The organism is Escherichia sp. WS33, from assembly GCF_046486385.1.
Classification (GTDB): Bacteria; Pseudomonadota; Gammaproteobacteria; order Enterobacterales; family Enterobacteriaceae; genus ECMA0423.
Genome location: NZ_JBJQLJ010000007.1, coordinates 1 through 17,101, shown reverse-complemented (window position 1 = coordinate 17,101; position 17,101 = coordinate 1). Strand labels below are relative to the sequence as shown.

The 17,101-nt window shown below is 50.7% G+C and carries 17 protein-coding genes and 1 pseudogene; 10 read left to right on the top strand and 8 right to left on the bottom strand.

The window, feature by feature from the left end:
- Window positions 1–1,362 carry an aminodeoxychorismate synthase component 1 gene (pabB, locus tag ACJHXA_RS07795; protein WP_000854972.1) on the bottom strand — a complete coding sequence of 454 codons (1,362 nt, stop codon included), beginning with the start codon at window positions 1,360–1,362 and terminating at the stop codon, window positions 1–3.
- Window positions 1,363–1,435: 73 nt separating this feature from the next.
- Between pabB and ACJHXA_RS07790 the strand changes: the two genes are divergently transcribed.
- Complete coding sequence (locus ACJHXA_RS07790; protein WP_000457334.1) at window positions 1,436–1,615, top strand: YoaH family protein; 180 nt, start codon at window positions 1,436–1,438, stop codon at window positions 1,613–1,615.
- 119 nt (window positions 1,616–1,734) lie between these two features.
- Here ACJHXA_RS07790 and ACJHXA_RS07785 read toward each other — a convergent pair whose 3' ends face one another.
- Both ACJHXA_RS07785 and ACJHXA_RS07780 read right to left on the bottom strand, forming a co-directional pair.
- Entirely contained in the window at window positions 1,735–2,034 is a 300-nt protein-coding gene (locus tag ACJHXA_RS07785) for a DUF1889 family protein (protein ID WP_001111995.1), read from the bottom strand.
- A 422-nt stretch (window positions 2,035–2,456) separates the two neighbouring features.
- On the bottom strand, window positions 2,457–2,801 hold the full coding sequence (locus ACJHXA_RS07780; protein WP_001295493.1) for a RidA family protein: 345 nt from the start codon (window positions 2,799–2,801) through the stop codon (window positions 2,457–2,459).
- 131 nt (window positions 2,802–2,932) lie between these two features.
- On the opposite strand from ACJHXA_RS07780, the gene ACJHXA_RS07775 reads away from it, so the two are divergent.
- The 5 genes from ACJHXA_RS07775 (at window position 2,933) to rnd (ending at window position 9,304) form a co-directional block, all read left to right on the top strand.
- On the top strand, window positions 2,933–4,843 hold the full coding sequence (locus tag ACJHXA_RS07775) for an ATP-dependent DNA helicase (protein ID WP_105075459.1): 1,911 nt from the start codon (window positions 2,933–2,935) through the stop codon (window positions 4,841–4,843).
- A 57-nt stretch (window positions 4,844–4,900) separates the two neighbouring features.
- Complete coding sequence (gene tsaB / locus ACJHXA_RS07770) at window positions 4,901–5,596, top strand: tRNA (adenosine(37)-N6)-threonylcarbamoyltransferase complex dimerization subunit type 1 TsaB (RefSeq protein WP_001221000.1); 696 nt, start codon at window positions 4,901–4,903, stop codon at window positions 5,594–5,596.
- Window positions 5,597–5,635: 39 nt separating this feature from the next.
- Window positions 5,636–6,217, top strand: coding sequence for a Slp family lipoprotein YeaY (gene yeaY, locus ACJHXA_RS07765; RefSeq protein ID WP_000290576.1), 582 nt, complete (start codon window positions 5,636–5,638; stop codon window positions 6,215–6,217).
- Window positions 6,218–6,421: 204 nt separating this feature from the next.
- Complete coding sequence (gene fadD, locus ACJHXA_RS07760) at window positions 6,422–8,107, top strand: long-chain-fatty-acid--CoA ligase FadD (RefSeq protein WP_000758422.1); 1,686 nt, start codon at window positions 6,422–6,424, stop codon at window positions 8,105–8,107.
- A gap of 81 nt (window positions 8,108–8,188) precedes the next feature.
- Complete coding sequence (rnd, locus tag ACJHXA_RS07755) at window positions 8,189–9,304, top strand: ribonuclease D (protein ID WP_001303529.1); 1,116 nt, start codon at window positions 8,189–8,191, stop codon at window positions 9,302–9,304.
- A 53-nt stretch (window positions 9,305–9,357) separates the two neighbouring features.
- On the opposite strand, the gene yeaX is transcribed toward rnd, so the two are convergent.
- The 4 genes from yeaX to dmlA form a co-directional block, all read right to left on the bottom strand.
- The gene (gene yeaX, locus ACJHXA_RS07750) at window positions 9,358–10,323 is read right to left on the bottom strand and encodes a carnitine monooxygenase reductase subunit YeaX (RefSeq protein ID WP_001287001.1); all 966 of its coding nucleotides are present in this window, start codon (window positions 10,321–10,323) and stop codon (window positions 9,358–9,360) included.
- 55 nt (window positions 10,324–10,378) lie between these two features.
- The gene (yeaW, locus tag ACJHXA_RS07745; protein WP_000067822.1) at window positions 10,379–11,503 is read right to left on the bottom strand and encodes a carnitine monooxygenase, oxygenase subunit YeaW; all 1,125 of its coding nucleotides are present in this window, start codon (window positions 11,501–11,503) and stop codon (window positions 10,379–10,381) included.
- A 31-nt stretch (window positions 11,504–11,534) separates the two neighbouring features.
- Window positions 11,535–13,145, bottom strand: a complete 1,611-nt coding sequence (gene yeaV, locus ACJHXA_RS07740) for a BCCT family transporter YeaV (protein ID WP_000987525.1) — start codon at window positions 13,143–13,145, stop codon at window positions 11,535–11,537.
- 250 nt (window positions 13,146–13,395) lie between these two features.
- Window positions 13,396–14,481 (bottom strand): multifunctional D-malate/3-isopropylmalate/tartarate dehydrogenase, encoded by a 1,086-nt coding sequence (dmlA, locus tag ACJHXA_RS07735; protein WP_000978494.1) that lies wholly within the window; start codon window positions 14,479–14,481, stop codon window positions 13,396–13,398.
- Window positions 14,482–14,583: 102 nt separating this feature from the next.
- Here dmlA and dmlR point away from each other — a divergent pair, with 102 nt between their 5' ends.
- The 4 genes from dmlR to ACJHXA_RS07715 all read left to right on the top strand — a co-directional run bounded on the left by dmlR (window position 14,584) and on the right by ACJHXA_RS07715 (window position 16,995).
- Entirely contained in the window at window positions 14,584–15,507 is a 924-nt protein-coding gene (gene dmlR, locus ACJHXA_RS07730) for a DNA-binding transcriptional regulator DmlR (protein WP_001061578.1), read from the top strand.
- Window positions 15,508–15,633: 126 nt separating this feature from the next.
- Window positions 15,634–16,272 (top strand): leucine efflux protein LeuE, encoded by a 639-nt coding sequence (gene leuE, locus ACJHXA_RS07725; protein ID WP_000457202.1) that lies wholly within the window; start codon window positions 15,634–15,636, stop codon window positions 16,270–16,272.
- A gap of 172 nt (window positions 16,273–16,444) precedes the next feature.
- Entirely contained in the window at window positions 16,445–16,804 is a 360-nt protein-coding gene (gene yeaR / locus ACJHXA_RS07720; RefSeq protein WP_000939317.1) for a DUF1971 domain-containing protein YeaR, read from the top strand.
- Window positions 16,801–16,995 carry a DUF1869 domain-containing protein gene (locus ACJHXA_RS07715; protein WP_001015433.1) on the top strand — a complete coding sequence of 65 codons (195 nt, stop codon included), beginning with the start codon at window positions 16,801–16,803 and terminating at the stop codon, window positions 16,993–16,995. Before yeaR ends, ACJHXA_RS07715 begins: the two co-directional genes overlap by 4 nt.
- A gap of 21 nt (window positions 16,996–17,016) precedes the next feature.
- Here ACJHXA_RS07715 and ACJHXA_RS07710 read toward each other — a convergent pair.
- Window positions 17,017–17,101: pseudogene (locus ACJHXA_RS07710) on the bottom strand (transposase); the annotation flags it as partial.

Sequence of the window (17,101 nt, the reverse complement as noted above, 5' to 3'; positions counted from 1 at the left end):
TTACTTCTCCAGTTGGCGTAATATCTTATTAACTTTATCAAAAGTTTCCTGATATTCCGCTTCTTCCTGGCTATCGGCGACAATTCCACCGCCCGCAGAGCAGTATATTTGTCCGTTAATGGCAGTCAGCGTGCGGATAGTAATGCTGGTATCCATGTTGCCGCAAAAGCTCAAATAGCCAATGCTGCCGCACCAGGCATTACGTCGCTGCGGTTCCAGTTCGTCGATAATTTCCATAGCCCGTACTTTCGGAGCCCCGGTTATTGAGCCACCAGGAAAAGCTGCGCGCAGCAGATCGCTGGCGTGTAACTGTTCTGGTAGTCGCGCCGTTATAGTGCTGACCAGATGATGCACGGCAGGGAAGGGTTCCACCACGAACAGCTCTGGTACTTTTACCGAACCGGCTACGGCAACACGACCGATATCATTACGCATTAAATCGACAATCATCAGATTTTCGGCACGATCTTTCGCTGAGTTCGCCAGTTTTTCTGCTTGTTTGCTATCTTCCTGAGGATCGGGCAGGCGTGGTAGCGTGCCTTTAATCGGGCGGGTCTGGATTTCACTATTATCACAAAGAATAAATCGCTCTGGCGAAAGGCTTAAAATTGCACCCTGTTCAAGACGTAAAAAAGCGCTAAATGGCGCGCGGTTGGCCTGATTAAGCTGAAGGAATGCCTGCCATTCATCGCCAGAATAGGTCGCATGAAAACGCTGGGCGAGATTCACCTGATAGCAATCACCGCTGTGCAGATATTCCTGTACCTGGCGAAATTTTTCGCCGTACTGCTCGCGGGTCATATTGGATTGCCAGTCGGAAGTGAGCGTGAAATCTTCCTGCGGCGAGAATTGCTGGCTTTCCAGCCAGGCCCGACGGGCATTGACATCATTATGACTCAGCAAAGAAACTGTATGACGCTGGTGGTCGACAATGAGCGCCCAATCGTAGATACCCACTGCCATATCCGGCAGAACGATATCTTGTTCCGCAATTTCTGGCAGTGACTCAAAACGGCGGCCCAGATCGTAGCCAAACAACCCCAGTGCGCCGCCCTGAAATGGCAAATCTTCGTTATGCGTTGGGCGAATGTCTGCGCGATCCAGCACCTGCTGGAGCACCTGTAGCGGGTCATCAGTGGTCGTTGTGCGTTTTTCGCTTTCACTAACAACGGTTTCTTTACCGAAAGTGGTTAAAGTGCAAATCGGATCGGCGACCACAATATCAAAGCGGCTATACGGATGATCGGCATAGCCGGAGTGTAAAAGCATCGCCCACGGCAGGTGGCTTAAGCGGGAGAAATAAAATTCAGCGGCGTCCTGACGCCAGGGTAAAGTAATCACAGCGGGAGATAACGTCTTCATCAGTCCTGACTCTACTGGCTATGTGCCGGGTAGCATGAAATAATTAGCGCCAACAATTTAGCAGGAGTTAACAATGTTTGCAGGTTTACCTTCACTCACCCATGAACAGCAGCAAAAAGCTGTCGAGCGGATCCAGGAACTGATGGCACAAGGGATGAGCAGCGGCCAGGCAATCGCGCTGGTGGCAGAAGAGCTGCGTGCCAACCACTCCGGCGAGCGAATCGTGGCGCGTTTTGAGGATGAAGACGAGTAACACACTAATCCGTATCGATTTCGTTATAGAAGCCGATGATCATTTGATTGTGAGAAAAAGGACGCTTTTTATATGTGATTAAAAGCGTCCTGACCCATTTATGCTGATATAAATTTAACTCAGACCAGTGCTTTTAGTTCTTCCTGCATATATGTTGAAAAGTATTCAGGATTTTTAATCACAGAGCGTTCACCTGTCTCCATTTTTTTTGCCCATCCAACCATTTTTTCCGTGAACCCAGGGTTCCAGCCTTCCTGGTCAGCTCGCGCCGTAATATCAGCGGCACTCGCGGGTACTCCCAGTTCTTTTAAATATTTAAAGATTCCCTTCGCCGTGCTTTCATTCATCGAACTTGGTGTTGGCGCTGATACATCCATGGCACCAATGAAATCCAGGGCTTTATCTATTACAGCAGGCATATTCTTATCCTTAAAATTAACCATGTTATCGATAAGACTATATATGACCTTAATTTGCATCTAATATCAAAGGGATTATAACGATATGGCACGAGTTAACCTGTTGACATTCAGGTGTTTTAAAGGTAGCAGCTCATGGTGTGTTATCCAGTAAGATGGAGAAATTTAACGGTCAGTCCTCACGCTATAACCAGATTATTCAGCTAAGAAAGAAAACCAGAGTTGCTAGTCAGAGGGCGAACACAACGGCATGGTTATGGTTATTTATATAGTTAGTTTTATAGATAAAATTGAAATTATAAAAATAAATAATGAATTAGCAGGAGCATCAACAGGTAATATCTTAATCTCTGGTCGATTTATGTAAAACCGACCAGTATTATCGATAAATTATCGTCTGACTTATTTTGCTTCGATAAAGCTTACACCGCAGCCACAATCTTAATTTCAACTTTATACTTCGGGTTCATCAAACCCGCTTGTACCGTGCAGCGCACCGGCGCATGACCCGCGACAACCCAGGCATCCCACGCTTTATTCATCGCCGCGAAGTCGTTTTTATCGGCCAGGAAAATGGTGGCATCCAGAATGCTCGATTTATTGCTGCCCTGTTTTTCCAGCACGGCGTCAATCTGCGCCAGCGTGTTGGCGGTTTGCTCAAAGGCATCGGCGTCGAGGTTTTCCGGTACACCAGTGTAGTAGAGCGTGTTGTTGTGGATTACTACATCAGACCAGCGGGCTTCAGCATCGATACGAACGATAGTCATTATTTTGTCCTCATTATCCTTCCATTTTCGTGCTGCAAAGACTGCCACAATGTGAGGTCGCCGTCACCACTTCAACTGGCGAAAGCGACCTCATCCTGACATAATCCCTGTTCAAATCAACAGGGGGTAGTGTGACGGACGATTTTGCACCAGACGGTCAGCTGGCGAAAGCGATACCAGGCTTTAAGCCGCGAGAACCACAGCGACAGATGGCGGTAGCCGTCACCCAGGCGATAGAAAAAGGCCAGCCGCTGGTGGTGGAAGCAGGAACCGGTACGGGCAAAACCTACGCTTACCTGGCTCCTGCGCTGCGGGCGAAAAAGAAAGTCATTATCTCGACCGGCTCAAAAGCGTTGCAGGATCAGCTCTACAGCCGCGATTTGCCAACAGTCTCAAAGGCGTTGAAATACACGGGCAACGTGGCGCTGCTGAAAGGGCGCTCAAACTACCTCTGCCTTGAACGTCTCGAACAGCAGGCGCTGGCGGGGGGCGATCTGCCGGTACAAATCTTAAGCGATGTGATCCTGCTGCGCTCCTGGTCTAATCAAACAGTCGATGGTGATATCAGCACCTGCGTCAGCGTGGCGGAAGATTCACAGGCGTGGCCGCTGGTCACCAGCACCAACGACAACTGTCTTGGCAGCGACTGCCCGATGTATAAAGATTGCTTTGTGGTCAAAGCACGTAAAAAAGCGATGGACGCCGATGTGGTGGTGGTAAACCATCATCTCTTTCTGGCGGATATGGTGGTTAAAGAGAGTGGATTTGGCGAGTTGATCCCGGAAGCGGACGTCATGATCTTCGACGAAGCCCACCAGCTACCGGACATTGCCAGCCAGTATTTTGGTCAGTCACTCTCCAGTCGACAACTGCTCGACCTGGCAAAAGACATCACCATCGCCTACCGCACCGAATTAAAAGACACCCAGCAGTTACAAAAGTGCGCTGATCGTCTTGCCCAGAGTGCGCAGGATTTTCGTCTGCAACTCGGTGAGCCAGGTTATCGCGGTAACCTGCGTGAGCTGTTAGCTAATCTGCAAATTCAGCGGGCATTTTTACTGCTCGATGACACCCTGGAACTTTGTTATGACGTGGCGAAACTGTCACTGGGGCGTTCCGCCTTGCTGGATGCGGCATTTGAGCGCGCCACGTTGTATCGCACACGGCTGAAGCGGCTAAAAGAGATCAATCAGCCGGGCTACAGCTACTGGTACGAATGCACTTCGCGCCATTTTACTCTGGCTCTCACGCCGCTCAGCGTGGCGGATAAATTCAAAGAGTTAATGGCGCAAAAGCCCGGTAGCTGGATCTTCACCTCAGCAACGCTGTCGGTGAACGACGATCTGCATCATTTCACCTCGCGGCTTGGGATAGAACAGGCGGAGTCGTTGCTATTGCCAAGCCCGTTTGATTACAGCCGCCAGGCGTTACTCTGTGTGCCGCGCAATCTGCCGCAAACCAACCAGCCAGGTTCTGCTCGCCAGTTAGCGGCAATGCTGCGACCGATCATCGAAGCTAACAACGGTCGTTGTTTTATGCTTTGTACCTCGCACGCCATGATGCGCGATCTGGCCGAGCAGTTCCGCGCTACCATGACGCTTCCCGTTTTGTTGCAGGGGGAAACCAGCAAAGGGCAACTGTTGCAGCAATTTGTCAGCGCCGGTAACGCGCTTCTTGTGGCAACCAGTAGTTTCTGGGAAGGGGTGGACGTGCGTGGCGATACATTGTCATTGGTGATTATCGACAAGTTGCCGTTTACCTCGCCGGATGATCCACTGTTAAAAGCGCGCATGGAAGATTGTCGTTTGCGCGGTGGCGACCCGTTCGATGAAGTGCAACTACCAGATGCCGTCATTACTCTCAAACAGGGGGTAGGGCGACTGATTCGCGACGCCGACGATCGTGGCGTGCTGGTGATTTGTGACAATCGGCTGGTGATGCGTCCTTACGGCGCGACGTTTCTCGCCAGTCTGCCGCCCGCGCCACGCACTCGTGACATTGCCCGTGCGGTTCGTTTCCTTGCGATACCATCCTCCAGGTAATTTGTTACGGAGTATGGTATGATGCGCGCCTTTTTATTGAAAAAAGCACGAAGACCCATGCGAATTCTGGCTATCGATACCGCGACAGAGGCCTGCTCTGTCGCCCTGTGGAACGACGGTACTGTCAACGCTCATTTTGAGCTTTGCCCTCGTGAACATACTCAACGAATCTTACCGATGGTGCAGGATATCCTGACCACCAGCGGAACTTCCCTGACTGACATAAACGCTCTGGCTTACGGGCGCGGCCCCGGTAGCTTTACCGGCGTGCGCATTGGTATTGGCATCGCGCAAGGGCTGGCGCTTGGCGCGGAATTACCGATGATTGGCGTCTCCACGCTAATGACGATGGCGCAAGGGGCGTGGCGCAAAAACGGCGCAACCCGCGTGCTGTCAGCCATTGACGCGCGAATGGGCGAAGTTTACTGGGCCGAATATCAGCGTGATGAAAACGGTATCTGGCGCGGTGAAGAAACCGAAGCCGTACTCAAACCCGAACTCGTTCATGAACGAATGCAACAGCTTTCCGGCGAATGGGTAACGGTAGGGACGGGCTGGCAAGCCTGGCCGGATCTCGGTAAAGAGAGCGGGCTGGTTTTGCGCGACGGAGAAGTTTTACTGCCAGCGGCGGAAGATATGCTGCCGATTGCGTGTCAGATGTTTGCCGAGGGTAAAACGGTGGCGGTGGAACATGCCGAACCGGTTTATTTACGTAACAACGTCGCATGGAAGAAACTTCCGGGCAAAGAATGAATCTTAAGAGTATGCCCTGAGAAAAAAAGGAGTCGCACCATGGCGGTTCAAAAGAATGTTATCAAAGGCATACTGGCAGGTACGTTTGCGCTAATGCTGAGCGGTTGTGTCACTGTGCCGGACGCCATTAAAGGCAGCAGTCCCACGCCGCAACAAGATTTAGTTCGGGTGATGAGTGCGCCGCAGCTGTACGTTGGTCAGGAGGCACGCTTTGGTGGCAAAGTGGTTGCGGTACAAAACCAGCAAGGGAAAACCCGCCTGGAAATTGCTACCGTACCGCTGGACAGCGGAGCCAGACCGACGCTGGGAGAACCTTCTCGCGGTCGCATTTATGCCGATGTGAACGGTTTTCTGGACCCGGTGGATTTCCGTGGACAACTGGTTACGGTAGTCGGGCCAATCACTGGTGCGGTTGACGGCAAAATCGGCAATACGCCCTATAAATTTATGGTGATGCAAGTAACGGGTTACAAACGTTGGCATTTAACCCAGCAGGTGATTATGCCGCCTCAGCCGATTGATCCATGGTTTTATGGCGGTCGTGGCTGGCCCTATGGCTACGGCGGATGGGGCTGGTATAATCCCGGCCCCGCGAGAGTACAAACAGTTGTAACTGAATAATTGCTTGTTTTTAAAGAAAAAGAAACAGCGGCTGGTCCGCTGTTTCTGCATTCTTACGGTAAAGATAAAAATAAATAGTGACGCGCTTCGCAACCTTTTCGTTGGGTAATTATCAAGCTGGTATGATGAGTTAATATTATGTTAACTGCATGTATATCATTTGGGGTTGCGATGACGACGAACACGCATTTTAGAGGTGAAGAATTGAAGAAGGTTTGGCTTAACCGTTATCCCGCGGACGTTCCGACGGAGATCAACCCTGACCGTTATCAATCTCTGGTAGATATGTTTGAGCAGTCGGTCGCGCGCTACGCCGATCAGCCTGCGTTTGTGAATATGGGGGAGGTAATGACCTTCCGCAAGCTGGAAGAACGCAGTCGCGCGTTTGCCGCTTATTTGCAACAAGGGTTGGGGCTGAAGAAAGGCGATCGCGTTGCGTTGATGATGCCTAATTTATTGCAATATCCGGTGGCGCTGTTTGGCATTTTGCGTGCCGGGATGATCGTCGTAAACGTTAACCCGTTGTATACCCCGCGTGAGCTTGAGCATCAGCTTAACGATAGCGGCGCATCGGCGATTGTTATCGTGTCTAACTTTGCTCACACACTGGAAAAAGTGGTTGATAAAACCGCCGTTCAGCACGTAATTCTGACCCGTATGGGCGATCAGCTATCTACGGCAAAAGGCACGGTAGTCAATTTCGTTGTTAAATACATCAAGCGTTTGGTGCCGAAATACCATCTGCCAGATGCCATTTCATTTCGTAGCGCACTGCATAACGGCTACCGGATGCAGTACGTCAAACCCGAACTGGTGCCGGAAGATTTAGCCTTCCTGCAATACACCGGCGGCACCACAGGTGTGGCGAAAGGCGCGATGCTGACTCACCGCAATATGCTGGCGAACCTGGAACAGGTCAACGCCACCTATGGGCCGTTGCTGCATCCAGGTAAAGAACTGGTAGTAACGGCACTGCCGCTGTATCACATTTTTGCCCTGACCATTAACTGCCTGCTGTTTATCGAACTGGGTGGGCAGAACCTGCTTATCACTAACCCGCGTGATATTCCAGGGTTGGTAAAAGAGTTAGCGAAATATCCGTTTACCGCTATCACTGGCGTTAACACCTTGTTCAATGCGTTGCTGAACAATAAAGAGTTCCAGCAGCTGGATTTCTCCAGTCTGCATCTTTCCGCAGGCGGTGGGATGCCAGTGCAGCAAGTGGTGGCAGAGCGTTGGGTGAAACTGACCGGACAGTATCTGCTGGAAGGCTATGGCCTTACCGAGTGTGCGCCGCTGGTCAGCGTTAACCCATATGATATTGATTATCATAGTGGTAGCATCGGTTTGCCGGTGCCGTCGACGGAAGCCAAACTGGTGGATGATGATGATAATGAAGTACCACCAGGTCAACCGGGTGAGCTTTGTGTCAAAGGACCGCAGGTGATGCTGGGTTACTGGCAGCGTCCCGATGCTACCGATGAAATCATCAAAAATGGCTGGTTACACACCGGCGACATCGCGGTAATGGATGAAGAAGGATTCCTGCGCATTGTCGATCGTAAAAAAGACATGATTCTGGTTTCCGGTTTTAACGTCTATCCCAACGAGATTGAAGATGTCGTCATGCAGCATCCTGGCGTACAGGAAGTCGCGGCTGTTGGCGTACCTTCCGGCTCCAGTGGTGAAGCGGTGAAAATCTTCGTAGTGAAAAAAGATCCATCGCTTACCGAAGAGTCACTGGTGACTTTTTGCCGCCGTCAGCTCACGGGATACAAAGTACCGAAGCTGGTGGAGTTTCGTGATGAGTTACCGAAATCTAACGTCGGAAAAATTTTGCGACGAGAATTACGTGACGAAGCGCGCGGCAAAGTGGACAATAAAGCCTGAGCGTTAAGTCAGTCGTCAGACGCCGGTTAATCCGGCGTTTTTTTTGACGCCCACTAAAGAGAAAACAATTTGAATTACCAAATGATTACCACGGACGATGCGCTGGCTTCTTTGTGTGAAGCCGTCCGTGCCTTTCCGGCGATAGCCCTGGATACTGAATTTGTTCGTACGCGCACTTATTACCCGCAGCTGGGGTTGATTCAACTTTTCGATGGCGAGCATCTGGCGCTAATCGATCCACTCGGGATCACCGACTGGTCACCGCTGAAAGCGATCCTGCGCGATCCGTCCATCACAAAATTTCTCCATGCAGGCAGTGAAGATCTGGAAGTGTTCCTCAATGTCTTTGGCGAATTACCACAACCCTTGATTGACACGCAAATCCTTGCTGCCTTCTGCGGACGCCCGATGTCATGGGGTTTCGCTTCCATGGTGGAAGAGTATTCCGGCGTTACGCTGGACAAGAGTGAATCGCGCACCGACTGGCTGGCCAGACCGCTGACCGAACGTCAGTGTGAATACGCAGCGGCGGATGTCTGGTATCTGTTACCGATCACCGCCAAGCTTATGGTAGAAACGGAGGCCTCCGGCTGGCTACCTGCGGCGCTGGATGAATGCCGCCTGATGCAAATGCGTCGTCAGGAAGTCGTTGCGCCGGAAGATGCCTGGCGTGATATCACCAATGCCTGGCAATTACGCACACGCCAACTGGCCTGTCTGCAACTGTTAGCCGACTGGCGACTGCGCAAGGCGCGAGAGCGCGATCTGGCGGTGAACTTTGTCGTGCGTGAAGAGCATTTGTGGTCGGTAGCGCGTTATATGCCGGGAAGTTTAGGCGAACTGGACAGCCTGGGTTTATCCGGTAGCGAAATCCGCTTTCACGGTAAAACGCTGCTGGCGCTGGTGGAAAAAGCGCAGACATTGCCGGAAGAGGCCTTACCGCAGCCGATGCTTAACCTGATGGACATGCCGGGTTATCGTAAAGCGTTTAAAGCGATTAAGTCGCTGATTACTGACGTGAGCGAAACGCATAAGATCAGCGCCGAATTGCTGGCATCGCGTCGGCAAATCAACCAACTGCTGAACTGGCACTGGAAACTGAAACCGCAGAACAATTTGCCGGAGCTGATTTCCGGCTGGCGTGGTGAGCTGATGGCGGAAGCATTACACAATTTATTGCAGGAATATCCGCAGTAAAATCTTCCGAAGCCGGACTGGGCGCGCTCAGCGCCACATCCGGCTTCGGCAAACTACAAATCCAACACCAGGCGTTTACCCTTCGCACGCGAACAACAGATCAACATACTTTGCTGGCTGGCACGCTCTTCATCGCTAAAATATTGATCCCGATGGTCAGCTTCACCTTCCAGTATTGCTGTTTCGCAGGTTCCGCATACCCCTTCACGACATAAACATTCCACTTTCGCGGCTTTATTATTTTCAATAACCTGCAAAATAGTCATCTCTTCCGGCACCACAAACTCTTTTCCGGAACGGGCAAGCACCAGGGTAAATGCATCGCCGGTTTTGTCTTCGATAGCAAATTGCTCAAAGTGCAGCGTATCGGCGGCGATGTCCAGACGCGCAGCTTCACTTCTTACCGCTTCAATTAGCGCCTCGGGGCCACAGGTATAAACGTGTGTGCCAGGTTCGATATCCGCCAATAATCGCGCTAATTCCAGTCGTGTTCCGGTTGATGAATGATGCAAATGGACTTTCTCAGCCTGCGGATGCTGGACTAGCTCATCACGAAATGCGCAACTTTCTGGATTTCGCGAGCAGTAATGTAGCTGCCAGTCGACGTCGCTGTGTTGCAGCTCTGCCATGTGCGACAGGAAAGGGGTGATACCAATACCGCCCGCGATAAACAGATGCTTTCTGGCTGAGGGAATTAGCGCAAACAGGTTATTAGGCGTTGAAATCGTTAACCGATCGCCCACTTTTACCTGCTGATGCAAAAAGCGGGAACCGCCGCGCGAGTTTTCCTCCAGCCGAACGGCAATCTGATAACAAGAGGTGTCATGCGGCGAACTCAGTAGTGAATACGCATTGCTGTACTGGTTATCACCATCGCTCATCTGCACAATGATGTGACTTCCTCCGGTGAACGCAGGCAGCGGTTTGCCATCGGTTGCCACCAGCGTGAAGCGTTTCACCTGTTCGGTAAGCGGTTCCACCTGACTCACCTGTACTTCAAACATTTGATAGTCTGACATTGCTGTACTCCATCAAAAATCAGCCCAGCGGCGGAAAATACCGCCGCCGATGTCATTAGTCCTTAAACACCTGCGCCAGCAGATTATGGAAATGGGCGATACCATGTTCGGAAATGCCACTACCGCTACTGTCGGCCATGATGCGCCCCTGACCACGATAGCCACGCGATTTCAGCCCTTTCTGTACGCTTTCAACCAGACGTAAATCTTCCGGACGGAACACATCGCGATACCACTCAATCAGCGATTTTTGCTCGTCGGTTAACTCTTCATTGGTGAAGTAAATATCGTAGTTTTGCAGGGTAGTTTCAGAATCCACCGGGAATTCATAAATGACCGTCATCATCCCTTTGATCGGGGTGACGTTCAGCATCGTGCACGGCCACAGCCAGAAACCGTGGAATGCCGCATCCGTACCCTCTTCAAATTTAAACGACTGTTCGGACGGTTTGGCGAAACCGTATTGCAGCGTCCAGTTACCGTGCATGGTGTGCCAGTAACGATCAACCTGTACGGAGTCGGAGAAACCTGGATGCGCCGGACCACAGTGATAGCACTCGAGATAGTTATCGACAATGTTCTTCCAGTTGGCAGGCGTGCGGGTGGTAAAGCGGGCCGCCAGTTTCAGATCGTGGACTTCCGGGCAGGCTTCCAGCACTTTCGCGCCCAGACCGGGTAACTGATCTTCTACGCTGGTGGCGTTGGGGTCCATGTTGATGAAGACGAATCCGGCATATTCTTCCAGACGCACCGGAACCAGTTGCGCTTTGTCGCTATCGAAATTGGCGACGTTTTCGCAGTTACGTGCATGGGCCAGATTGCCATCGAGTTTGAATGCCCATGCGTGATACGGGCAGGTAATCACATTTTTTGCTTTTCCTTCACCGCTCAACAACTGATGACCACGGTGCGGACACACGTTATAGAACGCGCGCAAAACCTTATCACGACCGCGTACCAGCACGATGCTTTCGCCAATGATCTCACGCGTCACATAATCATTGGCATTCGCCAGTTCGCTGCTGTGAGCGACGCAAATCCAGCTTTTGGCGAAGACGTTCTCTTTTTCGTGTTCAAACGCGTTCTGATCGGTATAAAAACGGGCAGGAATGGTCCACGCTTCTTGCGGGTTAGCGCAAAAATTTTCGGGTAGTACAAAGTCAGGGCTCAGATTGCTCATAGGGATACCTTTATCGTTAGGATGATGGCGCTCAGTTGTCGCCTTTGAATACGGTTCCCGCAGGGAGCACTGGCGTTTTTTCCAGGGCTTCAACCGGTGTCTGCGGGAGATAATGTTCAACTTGATGAGCCGGAATGTCGGCGTAATCCTGTTTCAGCCAGCGAATAAATCCGCCGACTTTCACCAGTAAAATGACGAGGAAGGGAAGGGCTGTGAGCACGACGGTGGTTTTCATCGTTTCCAGCGAAGCACCGGTAAACAAGATGGAAAGCGGGATCAGAGTGATCACCACGCACCAGAAAAGACGCAGCCCACGGTCAGGATCGTCACCTTCCTGGAGATTACGCGTACTGGTCGCAGCCATGGTGTAGGCCACCGCATCCATATGCGAGGCAAGGAAAATAATCATCACACCCAGGTATGCGGCGAGGAACAATTTACCGGCTGGCAACGACATCAGAACTTGCTGCACAGCTGTTTCGCCGCCCAGTGTTTCCAGCACCTGTGGGACGTTGATTACGCCATTGATAAACTGATGAATGGCATAGCTTTCCATTACGCCAAAGAAGAACCAGCAACCGACGGTGCTGCCGAGGATCAGTCCCCAGATAACTTCTTTAATCTTACGACCGCGGGAAACGCGGGTGACAAACATTGCTACGCCAGGGGTGTATGAGATCCACCACAGCCAGTAGAAAACGGTCCAGTTGCGGGTAAATGAACCATCGCCAAGCGGATCGGTGAATAAGCTCATTTGCAGGAAGTTTTGCGTGGTCAGACCGATGGCATTGATGATGCTGTTGGTAATAAATTCGGTTGGGCCGACAATCAGCACCAGTAATGGCAGCAGGAACGCGCCCCAGCCAACCATTTTGCTCAGACGTTGCAAACCGTTGTTGATACCAATCCACGAGCTTAGGCAAAAAATGCCGCCGGAAAGCAGGATCACAAATGCCTGCACGGTGAAGTTATCGGGTAAACCGGTCAGCGCGGAAAGTCCACGAGTAAAGGTTGCTGCGGTGACAACAAGGGAAATAGTCAGTGCGCCGACAGTGGCGATCAGGAACATCAAATCAACCAGTTTTCCCCATGGGCCTTGCGGGCGAACGCCGGTAATCGCGGCAATAATGCCGGAAAGACTCAGACCTTTGTTTTTACGCACATGAAAGTGATAAGCCATGATTAATGAGGCCAGCGTATAAGTTGCCCAGGCGCTGATGCCCCAGTGGAAGAAGGAGTAAGGGACGCTAAATTCGAGTGCCTGTTGTGAACGCGGTGCGATATTTAATCCAGGCGTTTGATAATAATAGGCCCATTCAGCAACCCCCCAATAAAGCGTAGAAGAACCTAAACCGGCACAAATAAACATAAACAGCCAGGAGAGCGTGCTGTATTCCGGTTTTCCTTCGCCAAGACGAATATTGCCGTATTTACTGGTGGCTAAATAAATCACCAGTCCCATTGCCAGCAAAACCAATACCTGTACGGCGGAACCTAACGTACGCGTAACAAAAGTGTATATTGCGTTGGCCGCGTCGGCCGATTGTTGTGGGAAAAGGCTTAATGCAGCTGCGATGAAAAGAATGGCCACCAGGCTGATGCTTATCAGCGGCACATCTTTTTTCTTAACATTGCTCATCATGAGTCATCTCCTGGGCATAAAAGCCCGTCTCTGGCTTTTGCCAGTTGTAATTATTTGCAGGGTAATGAGTTGTATGTTGTGTTTAACAAATTGATTATTTGCATGTTACATAAATTAAACAATTAAGAATACGGAAAGCCATAAAACACGAAACGGAAACAATAAAAGGTGAAATGACGCAGGTTATTTACTGCAAAGAACGAATAAAAAAACCGCGTCAGTGACGCGGTTCAAATAAACTGGTTTGACCTTAACGCAAAATAATCTTGCAAATCGCGTCGGCAACCTGTGGCGTGGTGGCATTGCCTTTCATATCAGGTGTTTTCGGCCCGTGAGCAATCACTTCTTCAATTGCTGCCAGAATACCGTTATGCGCTTGCTGGAAACGCTCATCGCCATTGCCGAGAAAATCGAGCATCATTGCACCGGCCCAAATCGTGGCGATAGGGTTAGCAATGTTTTTCCCGTAGATATCCGGCGCGGAACCGTGGACTGGCTCGAAGAGCGACGGGAAAGTGCGTTCCGGATTCAGGTTGGCGGATGGGGCAATGCCAATGGTGCCGGTGCAGGCCGGGCCAAGATCGGAAAGGATATCGCCAAATAAATTGGACGCCACCACCACATCGAAGCGTTCCGGCTGCATCACAAAACGCGCGCAGAGAATATCAATATGCTGCTTGTCCCAGCGGATCTCCGGGTAATTCTCGGCCATTGCTTCCACTCGCTCATCCCAGTACGGCATGCTGATGGCTAAACCGTTTGATTTAGTGGCAGAAGTTAGCGTCTTACGTGGGCGGCTTTGCGCAAGTTCGAAGGCATAACGCAAAATGCGATCGACACCACGACGCGTAAATACCGATTCCTGAATGACGACTTCATGCTCTGTACCTTCATTCACTCTACCGCCGAGCGAGGAATATTCGCCTTCGGTGTTTTCCCTGACCACGTAAAAATCGATGTCGCCAGGCTGTTTTCCCGCCAGCGGGCAGGGAACGCCAGGAAAGAGACGAACCGGGCGCAGGTTGACGTACTGGTCGAATTCACGACGAAATTTCAGCAGCGAACCCCACAACGAAATATGGTCAGGAACGGTGTCCGGCCAGCCGACGGCACCAAAATAGATGGCGTCGAAACGGCTAAGTTGCTCATGCCAGTCGTCCGGCATCATTTTACCGTGATGGCTGTAATACTCGCAGCTCGCCCACTCCATTTGCTCAAAACTCAAGGCGAAGCCCCAGCGCTCAGCGGCAGCCTGTAACACGCGAATCCCTTCAGGAAGGACTTCTTTGCCAATCCCGTCTCCCGGGATCGCAGCAATACGCATCGTTTTCATCATTGGGTTCTCACTTCCTGACCATCAAAATTGACAACATCACCATCCTATAATTGACTGAAAAGGAATTAATCCCTGTAACTGGTGAAACATAAAACACGAATCATGAATAATTTACCGCTGCTGAATGATTTGCGCGTCTTTATGCTGGTGGCTCGTCGGGCTGGTTTTGCCGCCGTGGCGGAAGAACTGGGCGTTTCACCGGCGTTCGTCAGCAAGCGCATCGCCTTGCTGGAGCAAACGCTAAACGTGGTGTTGTTACACCGCACCACCCGCCGCGTCACCATTACCGAAGAAGGAGAGCGGATTTATGAATGGGCGCAGCGGATTTTGCAGGATGTCGGTCAGATGATGGACGAACTTTCTGACGTGCGTCAGGTGCCGCAGGGGATGCTGCGTATTATCAGCAGCTTTGGTTTTGGACGACAGGTGGTGGCTCCGGCGTTATCAGCGCTGGCTAAGGCGTATCCGCAACTGGAATTACGTTTTGATGTGGAAGACCGGTTGGTCGATTTGGTCAATGAAGGTGTTGATCTCGATATTCGCATTGGCGATGACATCGCCCCTAATTTAATCGCCCGCAAACTGGCGACTAATTACCGCATTCTCTGCGCGTCGCCGGAATTTATTGCGCAACATGGCGCGCCGAAACATTTAACCGATCTTTCCGCATTGCCGTGCCTGGTCATTAAAGAGCGCGATCATCCTTTTGGTGTCTGGCAATTACGCAATAAAGAAGGCCACCATGCGATTAAAGTCACCGGCCCACTGTCGTCTAATCATGGAGAAATTGTCCATCAGTGGTGTCTCGATGGGCAGGGGATTGCTCTGCGCTCCTGGTGGGATGTTAGCGAAAACATTGCCAGTGGTCATTTAGTGCAAGTGCTACCGGAATATTACCAGCCAGCGAACGTCTGGGCCGTTTATGTTTCAAGGCTGGCGACGTCAGCGAAAGTGCGGATAACGGTAGAATTTTTACGCCAGTATTTTGCCGAGCACTACCCGAATTTTTCACTGGAGCATGCCTGATTAATGATTCAATTATCGGGTTGATATCGGGTTAAAACCTGATTTTCTCCTTTCTAAGCCGCTACAGATTGGTTAGCATATTCACCTTTAATCGCGCATGATCGAAAGATAATTAAAGAGGTTAATGTGTTCGCTGAATACGGGGTTCTGAATTACTGGACCTATCTGGTTGGGGCCATTTTTATTGTGTTGGTGCCAGGGCCAAATACCCTGTTTGTACTCAAAAATAGCGTCAGTAGCGGTATGAAAGGCGGTTATCTTGCGGCCTGCGGTGTATTTATTGGCGATGCAGTATTGATGTTTCTGGCATGGGCTGGAGTGGCGACATTAATTAAGACCACCCCGATATTATTCAACATTGTACGTTATCTTGGTGCGTTTTATTTGCTCTATCTGGGGAGTAAAATTCTCTACGCGACCCTGAAGGGTAAAAATAACGAGGCCAAATCCGATGAGCCCCAATACGGGGCCATTTTTAAACGCGCGTTAATTTTGAGCCTGACTAATCCGAAAGCCATTTTGTTCTATGTGTCGTTTTTCGTACAGTTTATCGATGTTAATGCCCCACATACGGGAATTTCATTCTTTATTCTGGCGACGACGCTGGAACTGGTGAGTTTCTGCTATTTGAGCTTCCTGATTATTTCTGGTGCTTTTGTCACGCAGTACATACGTACCAAAAAGAAACTGGCTAAAGTTGGCAACTCACTGATTGGTTTGATGTTCGTGGGTTTCGCCGCCCGACTGGCGACGCTGCAATCCTGATACATTCAGCCCGCGTTGTCGCGGGCTTCCCACTTGTAATCCTCCCTGATTTTTCTCTGATATGGTGCTAAAAAGTAACCAATAAATGGTATTTAAAATGCAAATTATCAGGCGTACCCTGAAACGGCTGGAATAAACCGTTTTCAGCGCATTCCCCGAAGGAGGGAATAGGATGCTGCAAATCCCACAGAATTATATTCATACGCGCTCAACGCCTTTCTGGAATAAACAAACTGCGCCTGCCGGAATATTCGAACGTCATCTTGATAAAGGAACGCGCCCGGGGGTTTACCCACGCCTTTCCGTTATGCATGGGGCGGTCAAATATCTCGGCTACGCTGATGAACACAGTGCAGAGCCTGATCAGGTGATCCTTATCGAAGCGGGGCAGTTTGCGGTGTTCCCTCCAGAAAAGTGGCACAACATTGAAGCCATGACTGACGATACTTATTTCAACATTGACTTCTTCGTGGCTCCTGAAGTCCTGATGGAAGGTGCGCAACAACGGAAAGTCATTCATAACGGGAAATGAATCATGGGCAAAGCACGTATACCGTGACCGTCACCAATAACAGCAATGGCGTTTCTGTCGATTATGAAACAGAGACGCCGATGACTTTGCTGGTGCCAGAAGTGGCGGCTGAAGTGATAAAAGATCTGGTGAATACCGTGCGTTCTTATCCGGTGCGCCGTAAAACCCCGTCCTTCAGGGCGGGGATATAAGGCGCGGTTTTCCACCTGACCAGGTGTTTGCTGTTGTTCAATGTATTGGCGGATGACGGATATTGGCGCACCTCCGCAGCTACTGGCAAAATAGCCAGGACTCCAC

Excerpts from the sequence above, each read along its gene's own strand:
- ACJHXA_RS07790 (WP_000457334.1), top strand. The coding sequence starts at position 1,436 with ATGTTTGCAGGTTTACCTTCACTCACCCATGAACAGCAGCAAAAAGCT.
- dmlA (WP_000978494.1), bottom strand. The coding sequence starts at position 14,481 with ATGATGAAAACGATGCGTATTGCTGCGATCCCGGGAGACGGGATTGGC.
- yeaV (WP_000987525.1), bottom strand. The coding sequence starts at position 13,145 with ATGATGAGCAATGTTAAGAAAAAAGATGTGCCGCTGATAAGCATCAGC.
- rnd (WP_001303529.1), top strand. The coding sequence starts at position 8,189 with ATGATTACCACGGACGATGCGCTGGCTTCTTTGTGTGAAGCCGTCCGT.
- ACJHXA_RS07780 (WP_001295493.1), bottom strand. The coding sequence starts at position 2,801 with ATGACTATCGTTCGTATCGATGCTGAAGCCCGCTGGTCTGATGTAGTA.
- yeaX (WP_001287001.1), bottom strand. The coding sequence starts at position 10,323 with ATGTCAGACTATCAAATGTTTGAAGTACAGGTGAGTCAGGTGGAACCG.
- dmlR (WP_001061578.1), top strand. The coding sequence starts at position 14,584 with ATGAATAATTTACCGCTGCTGAATGATTTGCGCGTCTTTATGCTGGTG.
- pabB (WP_000854972.1), bottom strand. The coding sequence starts at position 1,362 with ATGAAGACGTTATCTCCCGCTGTGATTACTTTACCCTGGCGTCAGGAC.
- yeaY (WP_000290576.1), top strand. The coding sequence starts at position 5,636 with ATGGCGGTTCAAAAGAATGTTATCAAAGGCATACTGGCAGGTACGTTT.
- yeaW (WP_000067822.1), bottom strand. The coding sequence starts at position 11,503 with ATGAGCAATCTGAGCCCTGACTTTGTACTACCCGAAAATTTTTGCGCT.
- tsaB (WP_001221000.1), top strand. The coding sequence starts at position 4,901 with ATGCGAATTCTGGCTATCGATACCGCGACAGAGGCCTGCTCTGTCGCC.
- ACJHXA_RS07785 (WP_001111995.1), bottom strand. The coding sequence starts at position 2,034 with ATGCCTGCTGTAATAGATAAAGCCCTGGATTTCATTGGTGCCATGGAT.
- yeaR (WP_000939317.1), top strand. The coding sequence starts at position 16,445 with ATGCTGCAAATCCCACAGAATTATATTCATACGCGCTCAACGCCTTTC.
- ACJHXA_RS07715 (WP_001015433.1), top strand. The coding sequence starts at position 16,801 with ATGAATCATGGGCAAAGCACGTATACCGTGACCGTCACCAATAACAGC.